The 19,737-nt window shown below is 68.6% G+C and carries 17 protein-coding genes; 8 read left to right on the top strand and 9 right to left on the bottom strand.

Translation table 11 applies throughout. The features are described 5' to 3' along the window. Window positions 1-76 precede the first annotated feature (76 nt). From AB5J56_RS22805 to trxA, 7 genes are all read left to right on the top strand, one after another. The gene (locus tag AB5J56_RS22805) at window positions 77-2,491 is read left to right on the top strand and encodes a DUF6049 family protein (protein WP_369234621.1); all 2,415 of its coding nucleotides are present in this window, start codon (window positions 77-79) and stop codon (window positions 2,489-2,491) included. A 46-nt stretch (window positions 2,492-2,537) separates the two neighbouring features. Beyond that, complete coding sequence (gene murJ, locus AB5J56_RS22800; protein WP_369234620.1) at window positions 2,538-4,796, top strand: murein biosynthesis integral membrane protein MurJ; 2,259 nt, start codon at window positions 2,538-2,540, stop codon at window positions 4,794-4,796. Between the two features lie 119 nt (window positions 4,797-4,915). Continuing rightward, the gene (locus tag AB5J56_RS22795; protein ID WP_369234619.1) at window positions 4,916-6,646 is read left to right on the top strand and encodes a protein kinase family protein; all 1,731 of its coding nucleotides are present in this window, start codon (window positions 4,916-4,918) and stop codon (window positions 6,644-6,646) included. 29 nt (window positions 6,647-6,675) lie between these two features. After that, window positions 6,676-7,404 carry an RNA polymerase sigma factor SigM gene (gene sigM / locus AB5J56_RS22790; protein WP_369234618.1) on the top strand — a complete coding sequence of 243 codons (729 nt, stop codon included), beginning with the start codon at window positions 6,676-6,678 and terminating at the stop codon, window positions 7,402-7,404. Next, window positions 7,401-8,366 carry an anti-sigma factor gene (locus AB5J56_RS22785; RefSeq protein ID WP_369234617.1) on the top strand — a complete coding sequence of 322 codons (966 nt, stop codon included), beginning with the start codon at window positions 7,401-7,403 and terminating at the stop codon, window positions 8,364-8,366. The genes sigM and AB5J56_RS22785 overlap by 4 nt, the downstream gene beginning before the upstream one ends. Window positions 8,367-8,550: 184 nt before the next feature. After that, entirely contained in the window at window positions 8,551-9,522 is a 972-nt protein-coding gene (trxB, locus tag AB5J56_RS22780) for a thioredoxin-disulfide reductase (RefSeq protein WP_369234616.1), read from the top strand. Between the two features lie 42 nt (window positions 9,523-9,564). Continuing rightward, entirely contained in the window at window positions 9,565-9,897 is a 333-nt protein-coding gene (gene trxA / locus AB5J56_RS22775) for a thioredoxin (protein ID WP_356142762.1), read from the top strand. Window positions 9,898-10,030: 133 nt separating this feature from the next. On the opposite strand, the gene AB5J56_RS22770 is transcribed toward trxA, so the two are convergent. The 9 genes from AB5J56_RS22770 to rpmH all read right to left on the bottom strand — a co-directional run bounded on the left by AB5J56_RS22770 (window position 10,031) and on the right by rpmH (window position 17,064). Continuing rightward, window positions 10,031-10,648 (bottom strand): GNAT family N-acetyltransferase, encoded by a 618-nt coding sequence (locus AB5J56_RS22770; protein WP_369234615.1) that lies wholly within the window; start codon window positions 10,646-10,648, stop codon window positions 10,031-10,033. A 340-nt stretch (window positions 10,649-10,988) separates the two neighbouring features. Beyond that, complete coding sequence (locus AB5J56_RS22765; RefSeq protein ID WP_369234614.1) at window positions 10,989-12,086, bottom strand: ParB/RepB/Spo0J family partition protein; 1,098 nt, start codon at window positions 12,084-12,086, stop codon at window positions 10,989-10,991. Continuing rightward, window positions 12,083-13,156 (bottom strand): ParA family protein, encoded by a 1,074-nt coding sequence (locus tag AB5J56_RS22760; protein ID WP_369234613.1) that lies wholly within the window; start codon window positions 13,154-13,156, stop codon window positions 12,083-12,085. Before AB5J56_RS22760 ends, AB5J56_RS22765 begins: the two co-directional genes overlap by 4 nt. A gap of 374 nt (window positions 13,157-13,530) precedes the next feature. Continuing rightward, entirely contained in the window at window positions 13,531-14,247 is a 717-nt protein-coding gene (gene rsmG, locus AB5J56_RS22755; protein WP_369234612.1) for a 16S rRNA (guanine(527)-N(7))-methyltransferase RsmG, read from the bottom strand. A gap of 135 nt (window positions 14,248-14,382) precedes the next feature. Next, complete coding sequence (locus AB5J56_RS22750) at window positions 14,383-14,892, bottom strand: protein jag (RefSeq protein ID WP_369234611.1); 510 nt, start codon at window positions 14,890-14,892, stop codon at window positions 14,383-14,385. 15 nt (window positions 14,893-14,907) lie between these two features. Continuing rightward, window positions 14,908-16,182, bottom strand: coding sequence for a membrane protein insertase YidC (yidC, locus tag AB5J56_RS22745; RefSeq protein WP_369234610.1), 1,275 nt, complete (start codon window positions 16,180-16,182; stop codon window positions 14,908-14,910). A gap of 3 nt (window positions 16,183-16,185) precedes the next feature. Beyond that, a complete protein-coding gene (gene yidD / locus AB5J56_RS22740; RefSeq protein WP_369234609.1) occupies window positions 16,186-16,539 on the bottom strand; it encodes a membrane protein insertion efficiency factor YidD in 354 nt (117 codons plus the stop codon). Further along, window positions 16,536-16,907: a ribonuclease P protein component gene (gene rnpA / locus AB5J56_RS22735; RefSeq protein WP_369234608.1), complete on the bottom strand. Its 372-nt coding sequence runs from the start codon at window positions 16,905-16,907 to the stop codon at window positions 16,536-16,538. Before rnpA ends, yidD begins: the two co-directional genes overlap by 4 nt. Before the next feature lie 19 nt (window positions 16,908-16,926). After that, window positions 16,927-17,064 carry a 50S ribosomal protein L34 gene (rpmH, locus tag AB5J56_RS22730; RefSeq protein ID WP_006381191.1) on the bottom strand — a complete coding sequence of 46 codons (138 nt, stop codon included), beginning with the start codon at window positions 17,062-17,064 and terminating at the stop codon, window positions 16,927-16,929. A gap of 373 nt (window positions 17,065-17,437) precedes the next feature. Between rpmH and dnaA the strand changes: the two genes are divergently transcribed. Next, window positions 17,438-19,408, top strand: coding sequence for a chromosomal replication initiator protein DnaA (gene dnaA, locus AB5J56_RS22725; protein WP_369234607.1), 1,971 nt, complete (start codon window positions 17,438-17,440; stop codon window positions 19,406-19,408). Window positions 19,409-19,737 lie beyond the last annotated feature (329 nt).

The raw sequence follows: 19,737 nt of genomic DNA, 5'->3' as shown, positions 1-19,737 counted from the left end.
CCTCAGCGCGCATCGTTACCATGCGTGGACGCACATTCCGACGACCACTGAACGACGACGAGGGACGGGCGAGCGCGTGGCCGAGGCGGCAGACTTCCAGGGGATGACTCCCTCACCTGCCCGCCGGTGGCTGCGGCGCACCGGGGCACTGCTCGCTGGTGCGCCCCTGCTGGCCGGTCTGCTCCAGCTGCCCGTCGCAGCGTCCACATCCGCCTCTGTGAAGGCCTCCCCGGCCGAGGCCACGAGTTCCGGCACCGTCGGCGTCTCCCTGGACTCGATCAGCCCCAGCGCCCCCACGGACGGCGACACCGTCACCCTGGCCGGCACGGTCACCAACAACGGCAAGCAGACGGTCACAGCCGCCCAGGTGGACGTACGCGTGGGGCCGACCATGAACAGCCGCAGCATCATCGACACCGTCGCCGAGCGCGGCGCCTACCAGCCGGGCCTGGACGGGCAGCCGGTCGGCGGCAAGTACGTCAAGAAGTTCTCCAAGCTCGCCACGGGCGTCTCGCAGCACTTCAGCATCTCGGTGCCCGTCAAGGAGCTCGATCTCGGCTCCGACGGGGTCTACCAGCTCGGTGTCTCCGTCTCGGGCCGGACCGCCGCCCAGTCCTGGACACAGGTCCTCGGCATCCAGCGGACGTTCCTGCCCTACCAGTCCGAAGAGGCCGACACCGCGACGAAGACGACGTATCTCTGGCCGCTGATCTCGACGGTCCACCTCCGGGCGGAGACCGGCTCGGACGCACAGCAGACGCCCGTCTTCCAGAACGACGACCTGGCCAAGGAGATCTCCCCCGGCGGACGGCTGGAGCAGCTCCTGTCGCTGGGCAGCGATCTCGACGTCACCTGGGTGCTCGACCCGGACCTGCTGGCCTCGGTCGACGCCATGACGAAGAGCTACCGGATCCAGGTCGACGACAACACGACCAGGGCGGGCACGAACCAGGCAGTGGCCAAGGCGTGGCTCGCCAAGCTCGAGAAGACGGTCGAGGGAAAGGAGGTCGTCGCACTGCCCTTCGCCGACCCCGACCTCGCGTCCCTGGCGCACAACGGCGTCACCGGCTCCCTGAGCCATCTCAAGGACGCCACCGATGTGGCCTCCAGCACGGTGGACACGATCCTCCACGTGAAGCCGAACACCGACTTCGCCTGGCCCGTGGAAGGCGCCGTCGACCCGCTGATCGTCAAGGTCGCCACCTCGGCCGGTGCCGACAACGTGATCGCCCGCAGCGACAGCCTGCGCGAGACCGGTGGGCTGGCGTACACGCCCACAGCGGCCCGCCCCATCGGCGGCGGGACGACCGCGGTGGTCGCCGACTCCCGGCTGTCGACCGCGTTCCAGGGCGACATGACGAAGGCCGGCAGCTCCACGCTCGCCGTTCAGGAATTCCTTGCCCAGAGCCTGATGATCAACCTTCAGGAGCCGGACAAGCAGCGCAGCATCCTGGTCGCCCCGCAGCGCATGCCGTCCGCGAGCCAGGCCCAGACGATGGCCAAGGCCCTGACGGCCCTCCAGGGCGGGAACTGGTCGCTGTACCAGAGCCTGTCCGCCGCGGCCAAGGCCAAGCCGGACGCGGGCGCCACCACGACGGTGCCCAGGTCCGGCTACCCCTCCTCGCTGCGCAAGCAGCAGCTGCCGCAGGCGGCCTTCCAGGATATCCAGGACACCCAGGACAAGCTCGACAACTTCCAGGTGATCCTCACGGACAAGTCCCGTGTGGTCACCCCCTTCGGGCGGGCCATAGACCGCGGGATGTCCACGTCCTGGCGGGGCCGCGCCGCGGCAGGGGACACCTTCCGCGAGGGCGTGAAGAAGTACCTCGAGAACCTCACCGGCCTGGTCAAACTGATCGACAAGTCCGACGCGAAGCTCTCCGGTCGCAGCGCCACGATCCCCGTGACCGTGCAGAACAACCTCGTGCAGGGCGTCGACCACCTCGTGCTGCGCCTCACCTCGCAGCAGCCCAAACGTCTGAAGATCGGCGACGGCCGCTACGACGAGCAGCAGATCCAGGTCTCGGGCGAGCACAGCCAGTCGGTGAAGTTCACCACCTCGGCCAACGCCAACGGTCCCGTGACGGTGGTCGCCCAGCTGTACACCGAAGACGGCCAGAAGTACGGTCCCGAGGTCCCCTTCGAAGTGAAGGTCACCGAGATCACCCCCACCGTGATGCTGGTCATCGGCGGCGGCGTCCTGCTGCTCGTGCTCGCCGGATTCCGGATGTACACGCAGCGCAAGCGCGCGGCCGCCCGGCAGGCCGAGGAGGAGGCGGAGGACGGTCCCGAGGACGAGGGGGCGAGCGGCGTGAACAAGGACGCCGACTCCGCCGTAGACACCGAAAACGCCGCAAGCTCCGAGGACGGCTCCGCAGAGGAGTCCACGGAACCCGAGGCGGACGACCCGGAGCAGCCGAGTGACCCGACACCGGACACCGCACCGGAAAGCACCGGCCCGTCCGGCACGGGTGAGAGAGTGGACCGTTGAGCGATGTCGTGGCCGGTGGGCCCGGGGACGATGAGGTGGGGTAACCATGAACGCGCCGTACGAGGGTGACCGCGGGCAGGACGCCGCGGGCAGCTCGGGCTACCCCGAGGGCCCGCCGCCCGAGCCCGGCCAGGTGCCACCGGGGCTGCCCGCGGACATGTACCTCCAGGACGCCTACGCCCAGGACCCCTACCGGGCGCAGGACCTCTCGGCCCAGGACCCGGTCGCCGAGGCGCTCTACGACCGCGCCGCGCACCCCCCGCCGCCCCCGGGCACCTACCAGCCGCAGGCGCCGCTCTACGCCCAGCCGCCCACGTCTCAGTACGCCCCCGACCCCCGGGTGTGGGCCCAGACGCCCCCGCCGGAGCCGGCCGGCCCGACGCGACACCTGCCGTACGGCGACGACGCGCGCACCACTCAGTACGTGGGCGTCGACGACCTGGTCACACAAGCCGGCGAGGAGCACCACGAGCCCGACGCCTTCGCGCATCTCTTCCGAGACCAGCAGCAGGGCGGCGGCCGGCCGCACGCGGGCCCCCCGTCGGTCCCCGGTCCCTCCCCGGCGCCGTCCGCGGGCTACGGCCAGGTCGAACCGCCTGCTGGCCCGATGTCCGACCAGACGATGCAGCTCACTCCCACGGCCGCACCCGTGGCCGCCCCCACCCCGAAGGCCGGGGGCCGCGCGTCGGGCCTCTTGAAGTCGAGCGCGGTGATGGCGGCGGGCACGCTGGTGTCCCGGCTCACCGGATTCGTCCGGACCATGATCATCACGGCCGCTCTGGGAGCCGCGACCCTCGGTGACGTCTGGGGCGTCGCCTACACGCTGCCGACGATGATCTACATCCTGACCGTCGGCGGCGGCCTCAACTCCGTGTTCGTGCCGCAGCTGGTGCGGTCCATGAAGGAGGACGAGGACGGCGGTGAGGCCTACGCCAACCGCCTGCTGACCCTCGTCATGGTCGCTCTCGGCGTGATCGTCACGATCGTCGTCTTCGCGGCGCCGCTGCTGATCCAGTTGATGTCGCATGCCATCGCCAGCGATCCGCCGGCGAACAACGTCGCCGTCACCTTCGCCCGCTACTGCCTCCCCACGATCTTCTTCATGGGCATCCACGTGGTGATGGGCCAGATCCTCAACGCCCGCGGGAAGTTCGGCGCGATGATGTGGACTCCGGTCCTCAACAACATCGTCATGATCGCCACCTTCGGCCTGTTCCTCTACGTCTACGGCACGGCCGCGGACTCCGGCATGACGGTGCACAACATCCCGGCCGACGGAGTCCGTCTCCTCGGCATCGGAACCCTGCTCGGACTGGTCGTACAGGCCGTGGCGATGGTTCCCTACCTGCGCGAGACCGGCTTCCGTTTCCGACTGCGCTTCGACTGGAGGGGGCACGGACTCGGCAAGGCCGTGGCGCTGGCCAAGTGGACCGTGCTCTTCGTCCTCGCCAACCAAGCCGGCGTGCTGGTCGTCACCCAGCTCGCGACCGCCGCGGGCAAGGCCTACGGCAAGAGTGGCGCGGGCATCCTGGCCTACTCCAACGCCCAGCTCATCTGGGGCATGCCGCAGGCGATCATCACCGTCTCGGTCATGGCCGCGATGCTGCCCCGGATCTCGCGCGCGGCACACGACGGCGACCCGGGCGCGGTGCGCGACGACATCTCGCAGGGGCTGCGTACCTCGGCCGTCGCGATCGTCCCCGTGGCCTTCATGTTCGTGGCCCTCGGCATCCCGATGTGCACCCTGCTCTTCGGCTCCAGCGGCATCGACTCCGCCCAGGCCCAGGGCTATGTCCTGATGGCCTTCGGCCTCGGCCTGATCCCGTTCTCCGTGCAGTACGTCGTCCTGCGTGGCTTCTACGCCTACGAGGACACCCGCACCCCCTTCTACAACACGGTCATCGTGGCCGCGGTCAACGCCGCCGCCTCGGCCGTGTGCTACTTGATCCTTCCCGCGCAGTGGGCCGTCGTCGGCATGGCCGGCTCGTACGGGCTGGCCTACGCCGTGGGTGTCGGAGTCGCCTGGCAGCGGCTCCGCAACCGGCTCGGCGGCGACCTGGACGGTGCACGCGTGATGCGCACATACGCGCGCCTCTGCCTCGCGGCCATTCCTGGCGCCGTGGTGGGCGGTGCGGTCGGATTCGCGGTCACGCGAGCCCTCGGACACGGAGCGCTCGGCTCGATCGCGGCACTCCTGGTCGGCTCGATCGCCCTGCTCGGCGTCTTCTACGTCGCCGCACGCAAAATGCGCATCGAGGAGCTCAACTCAATGGTCGGCATGGTCCGCGGGCGCCTGGGGCGCTGAGGTGGGGGTAGGCGCACAACCATCGTCCGCCGCCGTGTGTCGTGCATAGCGGCGGACTGTGGGCACAATTGGGTTCGGCGTCGGACAGCTTGCAACGGATGGGGAGGCAGGGAACGACGGTGGCGGAACGGAGCACGGCTGCCGTCGACGTGGCAGACAACAGCGGCGATGAGCCGCTGACCGCCAAGGCGGACCAGTCCACGGCCGACGGGGTGGCCCAGAACCGGGAGCGGGACACGGAGAGTTCGGCGAGCGAAGAGGCACAGGGGAGCGGCGGAGCCGAGGGGCCGGGGAGGACCACACCGCCCGAACTGCACAGCGGCCACAAGCTCGCCAGACGCTACCGCCTCGAAGAATGCGTCACCCGTCTGGACGGCTTCAGCAGTTGGCGCGCGGTGGACGAGAAACTCCGCCGTGCCGTCGGTGTGCATCTGCTGCCCGCCGACCACCCGCGGGCCCGCTCGGTACTGGCGGCGGCCCGTTCCTCCGCCCTGCTGGGCGACCCTCGCTTCGTGCAGGTTCTGGACGCGGTCGAGGAGAACGACCTCGTCTACGTGGTGCACGAGTGGCTGCCGGACGCCACGGAACTCACGGCGCTCCTGGTCTCGGGCCCGCTGGAGGTGCACGACGCCTACCAGATGGTCACCCAGGTCTCCCAGGCGATGACCGCCGCGCACCGCGAGGGCCTCGCGCACCTCCGGCTGACCCCCGGCGCCGTACTGCGGACGTCGTCCGGCCAGTGGCGCATCCGCGGGCTCGCAGTGAACGCCGCCCTGCGCGGCATCAGCTCCGACACCCCGCAGCGCACCGACACGGAAGCGATCGGCTCGCTCCTGTACGCCGCGCTCACGCAGCGCTGGCCGTACGAGAACGACGCCTACGGCCTGTCCGGGCTACCCAAGGGGGTCGGCCTCATCGCCCCCGACCAGGTGCGCGCCGGCGTCCACCGCGGCCTGTCGGAGCTCGCCATGCGCGCGCTCGCCAACGACGGCGCGACCGCCTCCCGCCAGGAACCGCCGTGCACCACACCGGAGGAGCTGGGCAAGGCGATCAGTGAGATGCCCCGCATCCGCCCGCCGGAGCCCGTGTTCACCGCACCGCCGGAGTACCAGCGCACCACCTACCAGCAGGGCACGTACGGCCGTCAGGCGCCGCGTCCCGGTGTCACCCAGCCCCTGCCCACTCCGCCGCCCCCGCTGCAGAGCCGTACCGGCAGGGTCCTCAAGTGGGCCGTCTCCGCGCTGCTCATCGCCGCGCTGGGCCTCGGCAGCTGGCAGCTCGCGGACGCGCTCATGGACCGCAGCGACAAGACCGACGACACGGGCAACACCAAGACGACGGACGGCGACGACAAGAACGGCAACAAGGCGAAGCCGGTCAAGCCCCTCACGATCCAGGGGGCTCAGGAGTACGTGGCCGAGGGCGACCCCCAGCATCCTGGCGACGTGGACAAGACGTATGACAGCAGCACGTCGACGGGATGGCGGACCAACAGCTACAAGGACGGTCCGAAGATACTGATCAAGCCCGGTGTCGGCATCGTCTACGACCTCGGCTCCGCCCAGGAGGTGTCGGCCGCGACGCTTTCCCTGCGGTACGCCGGCGATCACACGACGGTCGAGCTGTACGCGACCGACTCGCTGAGTTCGTCCACACCACTGAGCTCGATGAAGAGGCTCGGTACGGCGACGACCCGCACCACCTCCGCGAAGGTGTCGGTCGACAAGCCGGTGAAGAGTCGCTACGTGTTGGTCTGGCTGACAGCGATGCCGCAGTCCGGAGCCGATTCCGCCAACTACAGCGACGCTGGCTTCAAGCAGGCCATCACCGATGTGAAGTTCACCAGCTGACACTCGACGGCTGAGGGGGAGGAGGTCCGATGGCGGATGAAGCCGACTACGGCGAGGCAAGCGATCAGGACCTCCTCACCCGTCACGTGGAGGGCGATCCGGAGGCCTTCGGCGAGCTCGTGCGGCGTCATCGTGATCGGCTGTGGGCGGTGGCCCTGCGGACGCTGGGAGACCGCGAGGAGGCCGCTGACGCCGTTCAGGACGCCCTTGTCTCCGCCTACCGGGCCGCCCACACCTTCCGCGGCCAGTCGGCCGTCACGACCTGGCTGCACCGCATCACCGTGAACGCCTGCCTGGACCGCGCCCGCAAGGCCGCCTCCAGGAAGACCTCCCCCGTGGACGACGCCGAACGTCTTGAGCAGCTCCTCGAGCCGCACGAGTCGGCCGCGGCTCCGGCGGAGCGCAACGACCTGCACCGCGAGCTGCTGAAGGCCCTGGGCACCCTCCCGCCCGACCAGCGCGCGGCTCTTGTCCTGGTGGACATGCAGGGATACCCCGTGGCGGAAGCCGCACAGCTCCTCGACGTGCCCACCGGCACGGTGAAGAGCCGTTGCGCACGCGGAAGAGCCAGACTTCTCCCCTTGCTCACTCATCTCCGTACCGACAGCGGGAGAAGCGAGGACAAGAAGTCGGGCGGCGGAAGGAACCGGACGCAGGGGACATCCGTCCCACCGGCAGCGGGACCGCAGGATGCCGGTCCCCACGATGCAGGGCCAAGCGATTCAGCTGCTGTGAAGGGCGGAGGTGGGCGAGCGTGACATCCACGACGGATACGGCCGGGCATCCGGACGTCGCGGAGATCTCCGACCTCACCGAGGGTCTCCTGCCGCCCTCCCGCTCCACCGACGTACGACAGCACCTCGAAGACTGCGATCTGTGTGCCGATGTGTACGAGTCTCTGGAGGAGATCCGGGGTCTGCTCGGCACGCTGCCGGGTCCGGCGCGCATGCCCGACGACGTGGCCAGTCGTATCGATGCCGCGCTGGCCGCGGAAGCTCTGCTGAATGCCACGGCGCCTGTCCGCGCATCCGGGGCGGACGGCGATCACGCGACGGTTTCACGTGAAACATCGACGGACGGGGGCTGGCTCTCGTCGGCCGCCTCGGACTCGATGTCCGCCTCTTCCACCTCTTCCACCTCGACAGAACGTCCCTCTGGACACCCTCGCGGCGCCACCGGCCCCGGCCGCCCTCATCGAGTACGCCGAGGACGCCGGCGCGTGGCCCTTCTCGGTACGGCGTTCACCGCGGCCGCTCTGGGGCTCGGCGTGCTCCTCCTGCAGACGACGGGCGACGACACCCCGGGCAAACCCACGGAGACGTCGGCGCGGCAGCCCGGCTCGAAGGTGACCTTCTCCGAGGAGAAGCTGGGGACCCAGGTCGAGGATCTCCTCGCCAAGGGAAAGAGCACCCGCAGCGGAACCGAGAAGCCCTGGGGCATCAAATCCCACGACACAGGGACCGAGTCCAACGGAGACAACACCCTGATGACGCCTGCCGTGAAGGTCCCCGGCTGCGTCCAGCAGGGGACCAACAGCAGCGCTGCGGTCCTTGCCGCCGAGAAGGGCACCTACAAGGGGACCAGCGTCTATCTCCTCGTGCTGCCCGACGAGTCCGACGGCACTCGGGTCACGGCCTATATCGTTGACGCCTCCTGCACGAAACAGCCGTCGGCAGGCTCCGGCAAGCTGCTGCTGACGCGCTCGTACGCCCGTTCCTGAGCCCGCCAACGACGGCCGACCTCCCTCCCAGCCGTCGTACGGCCTCTCTGCGCGATGTCACGTCTCCGTGTGCCCGGACACACCGGGAATGCGCGCCCCTTAGGATCCGTTGGGTGGGGTGAGAGTTCTGAGAGAGGCTCCCACCGGCAGTACGCAGCAGTCTCCAGAGACGAGGAATCAAGCCGTGAGCGACGTCCGAAACGTGATCATCATCGGCTCCGGGCCCGCCGGCTACACGGCGGCGCTCTACACCGCGCGCGCGTCGCTGAAGCCGCTGGTGTTCGAGGGCGCCGTCACCGCAGGCGGCGCGCTGATGAACACCACCGAGGTGGAGAACTTCCCCGGCTTCCAGGACGGCGTCATGGGCCCCGAGCTCATGGACAACATGCGCGCCCAGGCCGAGCGCTTCGGCGCCGAGCTGGTCCCGGACGATGTCGTCGCCGTCGACCTGACGGGTGAGATCAAGACCGTCACGGACACCGCGGGCACAGTGCACCGTGCCAAGGCCGTCATCGTCACGACGGGCTCGCAGCACCGCAAGCTGGGTCTGCCGAACGAGGACGCGCTCTCCGGCCGCGGTGTCTCGTGGTGTGCCACCTGTGACGGCTTCTTCTTCAAGGACCAGGACATCGCCGTCATCGGCGGTGGCGACACCGCGATGGAGGAGGCGACCTTCCTCTCGCGATTCGCCAAGTCCGTGACGATCGTGCACCGCCGCGACACCCTCCGGGCGTCCAAGGCGATGCAGGAGCGCGCGTTCGCCGACCCGAAGATCAAGTTCGTCTGGGACAGCGAGGTCGCCGAGATCGAGGGCGACCCGAAGCTCTCTGGTCTGAAGCTGCGCAACCTCAAGACGGGCGAGATCTCCGAGCTGCCGGTGACGGGTCTGTTCATCGCGATCGGCCACGACCCGCGCACGGAGCTCTTCAAGGGCCAGCTCGACCTGGACGACGAGGGCTACCTCAAGGTCAACGCGCCCTCGACCCGGACGAACCTGACCGGTGTCTTCGGCGCCGGTGACGTCGTCGACCACACATACCGCCAGGCGATCACGGCGGCCGGTACCGGCTGTTCCGCTGCCCTGGACGCCGAGCGCTTCCTGGCCGCTCTCGCGGACGGTGAGGCCGCCGCAGAGCCCGAGAAGACCACCGTCTGACCCCCGTCCGCCCCACCGCACCAACCAGTTAAGGAGCCCGCCGTGGCCGGCACCCTCAAGAATGTGACTGACGACTCCTTCGAGCAGGACGTCCTCAAGAGCGACAAGCCCGTCCTGGTGGACTTCTGGGCCGCATGGTGCGGTCCGTGCCGCCAGATCGCGCCGTCGCTCGAGGCGATCGCTGCCGAGTACGGCGACAAGATCGAGGTCGTCAAGCTGAACATCGACGAGAACCCGGGCATCGCCGCCAAGTACGGCGTCATGTCCATCCCCACCCTGAACGTCTACCAGGGTGGCGAGGTCGCCAAGACCATCGTCGGTGCCAAGCCGAAGGCCGCGCTCGTGCGCGACCTCGAGGACTTCATCGCCGAGTAGTCGGCAACGCCGCCGCACCGGCGGCGCCGGTTTCACGGACTCGGCGATGTTTCACGTGAAACACGAATGGGCCAACCCCCTCGGGGTTGGCCCATTCGCTTGCCCAGGCGCTGTTCTCCGCAAGACGGCCCGGCTAGAGCGGCCGCAGTGCGGGCTCCTTCTGTACCGCCCCGAGGAGCCGGTCGAGCGCCATCTCCACGTCCTCCTTCCAGGAGAGCGTGGAGCGCAGCTCCAGACGCAGCCGCGGGTGTAGGGGATGGGGGCGGACCGTCTTGAAACCCACCGCCAGCAGATGGTCGGCGGGCAGGACACAGGCCGCCTCCTTCCACCGCGCGTCCCCGAAGGCTTCGATCGCCTTGAAGCCCCTTCGCAGCAGATCCTTGGCGACCGTCTGGACCATCACCCGGCCAAGCCCCTGCCCCTGGTAGCCCGGCATGATGAAGGCAGTCATCAACTGGACCGCGTCCGGTGACACCGGGCTCGTGGGGAACGCCGTGGAGCGGGGGACATAAGCAGGGGGCGCGTACAGCACGTAGCCCACCGGCACATCGTCGACGTAGACGACACGACCGCAGGATCCCCAGTCCAACAGGACCGCGGAGATCCACGCCTCCTTCTCCAGCGCGGGCGTGCCCGCCTTTATCGCGGCCTCACCGCTGACTGGGTCCAGTTCCCAAAAGACACACGAGCGACAGCGTTTGGGAAGGTCCGGAAGGTTGTCCAGCGTGAGCGGTACGAGCCGACGCCCCATGAAGGCTGTTCCTCGCTTCCTTCGCCCGCCACTTCGCGGGCGGCTGTCAGAGCGCTCCGCTCCCTGAGCAGGCTGCCGACGAATCCGCCGACAGCTCCGAGTCCCAGGCCTGCGGTCACCAGTCCGGTACGGCTCACGGTTTGCATGGCCCCCGCCTCCCCAATGAAGGTGTCGCCAGGTGGATGCGCCATACCCGACGGCATCGTATCCACGATGCGATTCCATCGATACCGCCGGAAAGCAAAGAGCGGACCGTGTTCCGGTACTCACCGGACACGATCCACTCTGATGCTCGACCGAGGGGCTGTGCACCCGCCGTAGCGGCTCCGAGGCCGAAGGCTCAGGCCTCCGTCTCCTCGGAGTCGTCGTCGAACAGACCCTTCTGGAGAACCGGGCCCTCGCCCGGGGCGAGGGAGCCGAGGATTCGCTCCAGATCCTCCATCGAGGCGAACTCGACGGTGATCTTGCCCTTCTTCTGCCCCAGGTCGACCTTCACGCGCGTCTCGAAGCGGTCCGAGAGCCGGGTCGCGAGGTCACTCAGTGCCGGGGAGAGCCGGGTACCGGCTCGGGGCCCCTTGGAGCGCGGAGCGGTCTGCGGCCGCGACCCCATGAGGGTGACGATCTCCTCGACGGCACGCACCGACAGCCCTTCGGCCACGATGCGGTGAGCCAGCCGGTCCTGCTCCTCCGAGTCGTCGACGGAGAGAAGGGCCCGAGCATGACCGGCGGAGAGGACTCCGGCGGCCACCCGGCGCTGGACCGCCGGCGAGAGCTTCAGCAGACGCAGAGTGTTGGAGACCTGCGGACGCGAGCGCCCGATCCGGTCCGCCAACTGGTCGTGCGTGCAGTTGAAGTCCTTGAGCAGCTGGTCGTAGGCGGCAGCCTCCTCCAGCGGGTTCAGCTGCGCGCGGTGCAGGTTCTCGAGCAGGGCGTCCAGGAGGAGCTTCTCGTCGTCCGTGGCTCGCACGATCGCCGGGATGGCTTCGAGCCCCGCCTCACGGCAGGCCCGGAAGCGCCGCTCGCCCATGATGAGCTCGTAGCGCGAGGGTCCCACCTGGCGGACGACGACGGGCTGGAGCAGCCCCACTTCCTTGATGGAGGTGACGAGCTCGGCCAGCGCGTCCTCGTCGAACACCTCGCGGGGCTGGCGCGGGTTCGGGGTGATGAAGTCGAGGGGCAGCTCGGCGAAGTGGGCACCGACGGGCGACGCGGGCGCCTCCACGGAACCGAACTGCGACGGCACCTCGGTTTCATGTGAAACAGGCGGCAGTGTGGTCACCTTCGCCGCCGCCACCCCGCGCTCCGCGGTGAGGAGGGGCACCGCCGTCGGCGACGTAGAGGCTCCACCCCCCGCCGCTGAGGCCGACTTCTCCCCTGTCGGGGCAGCCGGGATCAGTGCGCCGAGGCCACGGCCCAACCCTCGTCGTCGCTCGCTCACTGGATGCCCTCCGCCATGTTCCGGTCGTTCTGTGCGCCCACGTGGGCAGGTTGCGCGTCGTACGCCACTCCGACTCCGCGGAGGGCGATTTCCCGTGCGGCCTCAAGGTACGAGAGGGCGCCGCTCGACCCTGGATCGTAGGTCAGGACTGTCTGCCCATAACTCGGGGCCTCGGAGATACGGACCGAGCGCGGGATGCTGGTCCGGAGCACCTCGTTGCCGAAGTGGCTGCGCACCTCGTCCGCGACCTGGGACGCCAGTCGGGTCCGGCCGTCGTACATGGTGAGCAGGATCGTCGAGACATGAAGGTCGGGGTTGAGGTGTCCCCGTACCAGGTCGACGTTCCGCAGAAGCTGCCCCAGGCCCTCCAGCGCGTAGTACTCGCACTGGATGGGAATGAGGACCTCCGCGCCGGCGACCAGGGCGTTGACCGTCAGGAGACCGAGCGACGGCGGGCAGTCGATGAGGATGTAGTCCAGCGGCTGCTCATACGCCTGGATCGCTCGTTCCAGCCGGCTCTCCCGCGCCACCAGGGACACCAGCTCGATCTCCGCACCGGCGAGGTCGATGGTGGCCGGGGCACAGAAGAGACCCTCGACGTCAGGGACCGGCTGGACGACTTCGGAAAGCGGCCTGCTGTCGATCAGCACGTCGTAGATCGAAGGAACTTCGGCGTGGTGGTCGATCCCCAGCGCGGTGGATGCGTTGCCCTGAGGGTCGAGGTCGATGACCAGGACACGGCCACCGTGCAGGGCGAGTGAGGCAGCAAGATTGACCGTGGTCGTGGTCTTACCCACCCCGCCCTTCTGGTTGGCGACCACCATGACGCGGGTCTGCTCGGGCCGTGGCAGGCCCTCACCGGCGCGACCTAGCGCCTCCACCGCCAGTTGGGCAGCACGACCGATGGGAGTGTCGTCCATAGGGGGCGGTGTTTCACGTGAAACATCCTCCCCCATCGACTCGGTACGGGGACCGGGGACCGGATCGGTCATCGGTCCCGCGATGTTGGCGTCGGACCGCAAGGATTCACTCTCCTCGACTTCAGGCTCGCAATGAACAGAGCCTCCCATGTCTTCGGGGTCGTGAACCAGCGAGGCCCGTTGTTCTGTGGAGAAATCCACCTCTGTGGACAACTCCGCACCCTCTCCGAGTGAACCGAGAGGCTTCCGGTCGCGGGGTTCGGCCGCAGCGCGGCCGCGACTGATGATGCCATGCAGCAGTGAGCGACGTTTCACGTGAAACACGATGCATAGCGGCCGCGGCCGTTACCGCGCGACACTCCGAGATGCGTAGGTTTGGCAGCTTGTGTGGAGTACGGCTCGTCGTCAGGACGGATCAGCGGGAGTGACGAAAAACTCCCGGCTCGTCATGGTCGAGCCGGGAGTTCGAGCCCGAAATTTCGAGCCGCAGGTTCAGACGGACAGCTCCCGCCGGGAGTTCAAGGTCAGCGACGTCGGCGTGTGCGGCCCGTCCGAGCGGCCTTGGCTCGCTTCGCCGCGAAGCGCACTCCGCCGGGGCTCTCCCCGACCTCGACCCGGACCACCGTGGACGGAGGGTCCACCACGCCCTCGCCGACATGCAGGATGGACGTCCCCACCGCGCCGAGCTTGCTCAGCGCGGTGGACGCGCTCTTGAGCTCCTCCTCAGCCGTGTCGCCCTTGAGCGCCAGCATCTCCCCGTATGGGCGCAGCAGCGGAATGCCCCAGGTGGCCAGCCGGTCGAGCGGCGCCACGGCCCGGGCCGTCACCACATGCACCGGCTGCAGCTTGCCCATGACCTCCTCGGCGCGGCCGCGGACGACCGTCACATGGTCGAGGCCCAGCAGTTCCACGACCTCGGTCAGGAAGGTCGTCCGCCGCAGCAGCGGCTCAAGCAACGTGATCTTGATGTCGTCCCGGACGAGGGCCAGCGGGATGCCGGGCAGGCCGGCGCCGGACCCCACATCGCACACGGTCACGCCCTCCGGCACGACCTCCGAGAGCACCGCGCAGTTCAACAGGTGCCGCTCCCAGAGGCGAGGCACTTCCCGGGGACCGATCAGACCACGCTGCACGCCCGCCTCGGCGAGCAGCTCCGCGTATCGGACCGCGTCCTCGAAGCGATCGCCGAACACCTCACGCGCCTGCTCGGGCGCAGGGGGGAGCTCCGCTGCCTCCGTCACGGGGACCGTCCTTCCGTACCGCATAAGCGCACTGAGCGCTGATCACCAGGGCTATCAGGTACTAGGTAACTACCAGGCTGACAAAGTTCGGCCCCGTCTGCGCAACAGACGGGGCCGGTGGGGCGTACGTACCGATCAGGCGGGAAGCACGACGACGAAGCGCTGCGGCTCCTCGCCCTCGGACTCGCTGCGCAGACCCGCGGCCTTGACCGCGTCGTGCACGACCTTGCGCTCGAACGGCGTCATCGGGTTCATCTTCACCGGCTCACCGGTGCTCTTGACCTCGGCCGCGGCCTTGGCGCCCAGCTCGGAGAGCTCCTCACGCTTCTTGGCGCGGTACCCCCCGATGTCCAGCATGAGCCGGCTGCGGTCCCCGGTCTCCCGGTGCACGGCCAGGCGCGTGAGCTCCTGGAGCGCCTCCAGCACCTCGCCGTCACGACCGACCAGCTTCTGCAGGTCGCGAGTGCCGGCGTCGCTAATGATCGAGACGGCCGCACGGTCGGCCTCGACGTCCATGTCGATGTCGCCGTCGAGATCGGCGATGTCCAGCAGACCCTCGAGGTAGTCCGCCGCGATCTCGCCTTCCTGCTCCAGGCGGGACAGGGTGTCGCCCTCGGTGGCGGCGGAGGTGGTGCCTTCCGTCACGGGATGGACTCCTTCTTACTTCTTGGACGGGGACTTGGGCCGCTGCGGACCCTTGCGCTGTCCGGACTGGGCCTTGCTGCGGGTACCTGTGCCGGGCTTGCCGCCGCCGGCCGGCTTGGCGGCGGAGGGCTTGGCGTCCTGCGGTTCGTCGGACTTGGTCAGCGACGTCTTCGGCTCGGACTCGCCCGAGGGCTTGGCCGTGGCGGACTGGCGCTGGGACTTCGACTGCCGCTTGGGCTGCTGACGCTTGGGGGCGGCGGTGGTCGGTGTGCCGTCCTCGGTCTCAGCGACGTCCGCCGTCTGGCCCTTCGCCACGGTGCCGTCCGTCTGGGCGGCCAGGCCCGCCTTGCTCAGCGAGTTGATGAACTTGCGCTCGAACTCGTTACGGTCACGGCCCTTGGCGACGATCGCCTTGACGATGGTCTTCTCGCTCCGCTTGCGCGTCTTGCCGTGGTGCGTGACGTGCTTGGTCAGGCGCTCCAGGTAAGCGGCCTGGGCCTTGGAGCCCGGCGTCGGGTTGTTGCGGATGACGTACATCTGCTGGCCCATGGTCCACACGTTGGTGGTCAGCCAGTAGACGAGGACACCGACCGGGAAGTTGATGCCGAAGACGGCGAACATGACCGGGAAGACGTACATCAGCATCTTCTGCTGCTGCATGAAGGGCGTCTTCACCGTGGTGTCGACGTTCTTCGTCATCAGCTGACGCTGGGTGTAGAACTGCGAGCCCGACATCAGCACGATCATGATCGCGGTGACGACACGGACGTCGGTCAGTGTGGCGCCGAGCTGGGCGACCTTGTCGGCGCTGTCGGTGAACTTCGCCGCCAGCGGGGCGCCGAAGATGTGTGCCTTACGGGCGCTGGCCAGCAGCGGATCGTCGATGACGCCGATCGTCTTGCCGGTCGCGATGCCGTTGAGCACGTGGTACAGGGCAAAGAAGAACGGCGACTGCGCCAGGATGGGAAGGCACGAGGAGAGCGGGTTGGTACCCGTCTCCTTGTACAGCTTCATCATCTCTTCGGACTGGCGCTGCTTGTCGTTCTTGTAGCGCTCCTGGATCTTCTTCATCTCGGGCTGCAGCGTCTGCATCGCCCGAGTCGACTTGATCTGCTTCACGAAAAGCGGGATCAGGCAGATACGGATCAGGATCACCAGGGACACGATGGACAGGCCCCAGGCCCAGCCGGTGTCGTCGCCGAAGATCGCGCCATACACCTTGTGGAACTGGACGATGACCCATGAGACGGGCCAGGTGATGAAACTGAAGAGACTGGCAATCGTGTCCACTAATCAGGCTCCTTGAGCATGGGACGGAGTCTCGGCGGCCGGGCTCGAGGGTGTGGTGGCCTCGATGGCCGGTTCGGCGGCGGAGGTCCCGCCCTTGCGTGCGCGCCACGCGCCCCGCAGCATCTCGTGCCAACGCGGACGCTTGCGCGGCGGGACATGGTCCACACCGCCCAGCGACCACGGATTGCACCGAAGGATGCGCCAGGCGGTGAGTGCCGTTCCCTTGATGGCACCGTGCCGGTCGATGGCCTGGTAGCCGTAGTGGGAACACGACGGGTAGTACTTGCAGACCGGCCCCAGCAGTGGGCTGATGGTCCACTGGTACAGCTTGATGAGAGCCAGCAGCGGGTACTTCATCGCGCGCCCCCTCCCAGCAGCCGCTGAAGGGCGGCATCCAGGTCTTGGGCCAGCTGTGCATGGTCGGCGTCACCCGCACCGGGCAGCGCTCGTACGACTACCAGGCTACCGGGGGGCAACAGGGGCACTCGGTCACGCATCAAATGACAAAGCCTGCGCTTCACCTTGTTGCGTACGACCGCGCCACCCACTGCCTTGCTCACGACGAAACCCGCACGCGTCGGGGAAGCGCTCTCCCCAGGCGCGTGCGGGTCCGTTGCACCGCTACGTAGATGGACGACAAGAAGCGGGCGACCGGCCCGGCGTCCTCGGCGTACCGCGGTCGCGAAGTCCTCGCGCCGCCTCAGCCGATGCTCGGTAGGCAGCACGTCATGACCTGTTTGGAAATCAGGCGGACAGGCTGGCGCGACCCTTGCCACGACGGTTCGCGAGAATCGCGCGACCGGCACGGGTACGCATCCGCAGGCGGAAGCCGTGGGTCTTGGCGCGACGACGGTTGTTCGGCTGGAAGGTGCGCTTGCTCACTCGGGGGCTCCAGAAAGAATCGGTAGTGCGCGGGGTGTCGACCTGGCTGTCACCGTGCGCCCACGAGTAGCTCGTATTACGCCCGAGTGCACCGCTCCCGATCACTCACGCGATCTATGCCCATCGGAGGCAGGCGGCAGCAGCCATCGACAACTCGACCTGGTTACGGTACGCGCGGCTACGCCATCCGGTCAAACCAGCGCCCTCCGGGAGACACTATCCACAGGCTGGGGACAACAACTTGAACCGCACGGGTCGCCCTGACTACCGTGGCTGAACTCCGATTCGTTCCCTTCTCCCTGCCCCGCCCGGTTTACATCCTGACCTTTTCCCAGAACCACACGTTCGTGGGACCCATGAGAGAGCGTGCCCTGTGGCTGACGTACCTGCCGATCTTGCCGCAGTGTGGCCACGAGTACTGGAACAACTCCTCGGTGAGGGCCGTGGGCAGGGCGTCGAGGCGAAGGACGAGCACTGGATCAAGCGCTGCCAGCCGCTGGCCCTGGTGGCGGACACCGCGCTCCTCGCCGTCCCGAACGAATTCGCGAAGGGCGTGCTCGAAGGGCGCCTGGCGCCGATCGTCAGCGACACGCTGAGCCGCGAGTGCGGCCGCCCGATCCGCATCGCCATCACCGTCGACGACTCCGTCGGCGAGCCGCCCGCCCCGTCGCCGTCTCCCTCCCCGTCCCGCTACGAGGAACAGGAGCACCCCTCCTCCCAGGGCCGGGACCCGTACGAGAACCAGCGCCACGACGGCCGCGACGGGCGGGACGTCCGCGATGGCCGCGACAGCCGTGACAGCCGTGACAGCCGCGATGGCCGTGACGGATACGAGGGCTACGGCCGCCACCGCGCCGACGACCACCGTTCGGGCCGCGACGGCCAGCACCAGGGCTCGCCCGGCGACCAGCTGCCGCCCGGCCGCCCGGACCAGCTTCCGACCGCCCGTCCCGCGTACCCGGACTACCAGCGCTCCGAGCCCGGCGGCTGGCCCCGGCCGTCCCAGGACGACTACGGCTGGCAGCAGCAGCGTCTCGGCTTCCCGGACCGCGACCCCTACGCCTCGCCCTCGCAGGACTACCGGCCGCAGTCCATGGACCGGTCGCCCTACGAGCAGCAGCGCCCGGACTACGACCAGCCGCGCTCCGACTACGACCAGCACGGCGACCGGCGCGACCGGCGCGAGCGCTCCGAACCGCCCTCGGGCAACGGACACGTCCATCGCGGCGGGCCGGTCGGTTCCTCGGCCTCGAGCGGCGCTCCGGGCCCGCTGGCAGCGCAGCCCGCGCCGGCGGCCGGCCCGGGCGAGCCCACGGCGCGCCTGAACCCGAAGTACCTCTTCGACACGTTCGTCATCGGCGCCTCGAACCGCTTCGCGCACGCCGCCGCGGTCGCCGTGGCCGAGGCGCCCGCGAAGGCCTACAACCCCCTCTTCATCTACGGGGAGTCGGGCCTCGGCAAGACGCACCTTCTGCACGCGATCGGGCACTACGCCCGCAGCCTCTACCCCGGCACGCGCGTGCGGTACGTGAGCTCCGAGGAGTTCACCAACGAGTTCATCAACTCCATCCGCGACGGCAAGGGCGACAGCTTCCGCAAGCGGTACCGCGAGATGGACATCCTGCTCGTCGACGACATCCAGTTCCTGGCGGACAAGGAGTCGACGCAGGAGGAGTTCTTCCACACCTTCAACACGCTCCACAACGCGAACAAGCAGATCGTGCTGTCCAGCGACCGGCCGCCGAAGCAGCTGGTGACACTGGAGGACCGGCTGCGGAACCGTTTCGAGTGGGGCCTGATCACCGACGTCCAGCCGCCCGAGCTGGAGACCCGTATCGCCATCCTTCGTAAGAAGGCGGTGCAGGAGCAGCTCAACGCCCCGCCGGAGGTGCTGGAGTTCATCGCGTCCCGCATCTCGCGCAACATCCGCGAGCTGGAGGGCGCGCTGATCCGGGTGACGGCGTTCGCGTCGCTCAACCGGCAGCCGGTGGACCTGGGCCTGACGGAGATCGTCCTCAAGGACCTGATCCCCGGCGGCGAGGACTCGGCCCCCGAGATCACGGCGACGGCCATCATGGCCGCCACCGCCGACTACTTCGGGCTGACGGTGGACGACCTGTGCGGCTCCTCCCGCAGCCGCGTCCTGGTGACGGCACGCCAGATCGCCATGTACCTGTGCCGTGAGCTCACGGACCTGTCGCTGCCGAAGATCGGCGCGCAGTTCGGCGGCCGCGACCACACGACCGTCATGCACGCCGACCGCAAGATCCGCGCGCTGATGGCCGAGCGCCGCTCGATCTACAACCAGGTCACCGAGCTCACGAACCGCATCAAGAACGGCTGACAGGCACCGCCGTACGTCGCTGAGGGCGCCCCGGGACACGCTCCCGAGGGCGCCTTTCGCGTTCTCCGGGGCGGTTCCACGGCGCTCCGGCCCCCGACCCGCGTCGTCCTCGGGCCTCCCGCGGGTCATCCGCTGTTCGAATACGGGCCGGGTTACGGCCACTCTCCACAGATTCGGCGACTTTCGTGCGTCCACACCCTGGGGACTGCGAAGTTATACAGATCGTGTCCACAGCCCCCACTGTTGAGAGACCATCAGGCCAGCTCAGCAGGCTGTGGATCGGTGGACAAAAGATCTCCACAGGCTGTGGACGAAGAAAAGATCCACAG

The sequence above is a fragment of the Streptomyces sp. R21 genome, from assembly GCF_041051975.1.
Taxonomy (GTDB): domain Bacteria; phylum Actinomycetota; class Actinomycetes; order Streptomycetales; family Streptomycetaceae; genus Streptomyces.
The sequence above is the reverse complement of the archived record's forward strand: the minus strand, read 5'-3'. Positions and strand labels throughout refer to the sequence as shown.

What these genes read in the sequence shown, in the direction of transcription:
- murJ (WP_369234620.1), top strand. Translation starts at nt 2,538, where the DNA reads ATGAACGCGCCGTACGAGGGTGACCGCGGGCAGGACGCCGCGGGCAGC.
- sigM (WP_369234618.1), top strand. Translation starts at nt 6,676, where the DNA reads ATGGCGGATGAAGCCGACTACGGCGAGGCAAGCGATCAGGACCTCCTC.
- AB5J56_RS22770 (WP_369234615.1), bottom strand. Translation starts at nt 10,648, where the DNA reads ATGGGGCGTCGGCTCGTACCGCTCACGCTGGACAACCTTCCGGACCTT.
- AB5J56_RS22760 (WP_369234613.1), bottom strand. Translation starts at nt 13,156, where the DNA reads ATGGGAGGCTCTGTTCATTGCGAGCCTGAAGTCGAGGAGAGTGAATCC.
- yidD (WP_369234609.1), bottom strand. Translation starts at nt 16,539, where the DNA reads ATGAAGTACCCGCTGCTGGCTCTCATCAAGCTGTACCAGTGGACCATC.